The organism is Blastomonas natatoria (genome assembly GCF_003201955.1).
GTDB classification, from domain to species: Bacteria; Pseudomonadota; Alphaproteobacteria; order Sphingomonadales; family Sphingomonadaceae; genus Blastomonas; species Blastomonas natatoria.
Genome location: NZ_QJJM01000046.1, coordinates 1 through 2,301 on the forward strand (window position 1 = coordinate 1; position 2,301 = coordinate 2,301).

Genomic DNA, 2,301 nt, shown 5'->3' on the forward strand with positions numbered 1-2,301 from the left:
GCGCCCGGGGCGAACGTTGCGGAGATTTCCCGTCTGGCCGATGTTCGACCTGGTCAGATCTATCGCTGGCGGCGGCAGCTCGAGCAGGCAGGCCACGGCTTTGCGCAGGTCCAGGTGCAGCCCGATCCTGATCCTGCGCCTGTTGCTGTTGCGGGGACTGCGATCATCGTGGAGTTTGAGCGTGCGATCGTGCGGATCCCGGCAGGCGCATCTCCAGGTCTGGCTGCGGCGGTCCTGCGATCGGTGAAGCCGTGATCCCAGTTCCTTCCGGTGTCCGGATCTGGATTGCGACAGGACATACCGATATGCGGCGCGGCATGCGCAGCCTTGCCCTGCAGGTTCAGCAGAGCTTCGGTCGCGACCCGTTTGTCGGCGATCTGTATATATTCCGCGGACGGCGCGGCGACCTGTGCAAGGTGATCTGGCACGATGGCGTCGGCATGTCGCTATATGCCAAGCGACTTGAGCGAGGCCGGTTCATCTGGCCATCGGCAACTCACGGGGTTGTTGCCATTTCCGCATCGCAACTTGCCTGCATGCTCGAGGGCATCGACTGGCGTAATCCGCAGGCAACATGGCGCCCTACAATCGCCGGATAAGTGGCTGTCGATGGCCTAAAAAGCTAGGGATTCCGGGGGTTTTATGCTATGGTTTTGGCCATGGTGGATGCAAGCCTTGCAGAGATCCAGAGCCTTCGCGAGCAGCTTGCCGCCGCCCGCGAAGTCGCCGCAGAAGTGGCCCGCATCAAGGCGATCAACGCCGATCTGGAAGCTCGCAATGCCCTTCTCGAGCTGCAGAACGAGAAGATGCGCCGGGCCCTTTATGGACAACGCTCGGAACGCTCCCGCCAGCTGATCGACCAGATGGAGCTGGCTTTCGAGGAGTGCGAGGCCGCAGCCAGCGAGGACGAGGTCTTTGCAGCCCTGGCTGCCGCCTCAACCAACGTCGCACCGTTCGAACGCAAGCGGCCCGCACGCAAGCCATTGCCCGATCATCTGCCTCGCGAACGCGTCGTCATCTCCGCGCCAGAGGCCTGCCCGTGCTGTGGTTCCGATCGTCTGTGCAAGCTGGGTGAGGATATCACCGAGACGCTCGAGGTCATCCCCCGCCAGTGGAAGGTGGTCCAGACCGTCAGGGAGAAGTTCTCTTGCCGGGATTGCGAGAAGATCACCCAGCCCCCGGCACCTTTCCATGTCACGCCCCGCGGACTGTTCGGCCCCAGCTTCCTGGCGATGCTGTTGTTCGAGAAGTTCGGAGCGCACCAACCACTCAACCGCCAGCGCGATCGCTATGCCCGCGAAGGTGTCGAGCTCAGCCTTTCCACCCTGGCCGATCAGGTTGGAGCCTGCACCGCGGCGCTGATGCCGCTCTACCGCCTCATCGAAGCGCATGTCCTGGCCGCCGAGCGACTGCATGGCGATGACACGACAGTCCCGGTCCTGGCGAAGACGAAGACCGATACAGGCCGGATCTGGACTTATGTCCGTGACGATCAGCCTTTTGGCGGTCCAGCTCCACCTGCGGCGATCTTCCATTATTCCCGCGACAGGCGCGGCGAACATCCCGTCAGCCATCTGCGCAGCTGGACAGGTATTCTTCAGGCTGACGCCTATGCCGGATACAACGCGCTATTTCGCGCCGATCGGATTCCGGCACCGCTGACACGCGCGCTGTGCTGGAGCCATGCGCGTCGCTATTTCTTCGAGCTCGCGGATCTCGACACGCAGCTCAAGAAGCGCCGCAAGAAGGCGCCCGTCATCTCGCCGATCGCCGTCGAGGCGGTCCACAGGATCGATGCGATCTTTGATATCGAGCGCGCGATCAATGGCCGATCGGCCGACGAGCGGCTCGCCGCCCGGCAGGAACACAGCGCTAAACCGGTCGCCGATCTTGAAGCATGGCTCCGCGACAACCGGTCGAAGCTCTCAAAGAGCAGCCCCGTCGCCGAGCCCATCGACTACATGCTCAAGGCATGGCCTGCCTTTACCGCCTTCCTCGACGATGGCCGCATCTGCTTGTCGAACAATGCAGCAGAACGGGCGCTCAGAGGTATCGCCCTGGGCAGAAAGTCATGGCTGTTTGCCGGCTCTGATCGTGGCGGTCAGCGCACCGCGTTCATGCTCAGCCTGATCGCCACCGCAAAGCTCAACGATGTCGATCCTCAAGCTTGGCTGGCTGATGTGCTTGGTCGCATCGCCGAAATCCCGCAAAGCCAGCTCGCCGACCTGCTCCCCTGGAACTGGCGACCCGCTCAAATCCAGCGTCAGGCTGCCTGAACCGCGGTACTCACCGCAGGCTTAC

3 protein-coding genes are annotated in these 2,301 nt (G+C 62.8%); all 3 read left to right on the top strand.

The genetic code is table 11. The features are described from left to right. Window positions 1-255 (top strand): transposase (locus tag C7451_RS19640; RefSeq protein ID WP_110300480.1); only part of this gene is annotated, 255 nt, incomplete at its 5' end. After that, window positions 252-599, top strand: coding sequence for an IS66 family insertion sequence element accessory protein TnpB (gene tnpB / locus C7451_RS19645; protein WP_110300481.1), 348 nt, complete (start codon window positions 252-254; stop codon window positions 597-599). The genes C7451_RS19640 and tnpB, both read left to right, overlap by 4 nt. A 60-nt stretch (window positions 600-659) precedes the next feature. Further along, window positions 660-2,276 carry an IS66 family transposase gene (gene tnpC, locus C7451_RS19650; RefSeq protein WP_066653661.1) on the top strand — a complete coding sequence of 539 codons (1,617 nt, stop codon included), beginning with the start codon at window positions 660-662 and terminating at the stop codon, window positions 2,274-2,276. Window positions 2,277-2,301 lie beyond the last annotated feature (25 nt).

Bases quoted from the DNA above. Each gene is read 5' to 3' on its own strand.
- tnpC (WP_066653661.1), top strand. From the start codon at position 660: ATGGTGGATGCAAGCCTTGCAGAGATCCAGAGCCTTCGCGAGCAGCTT.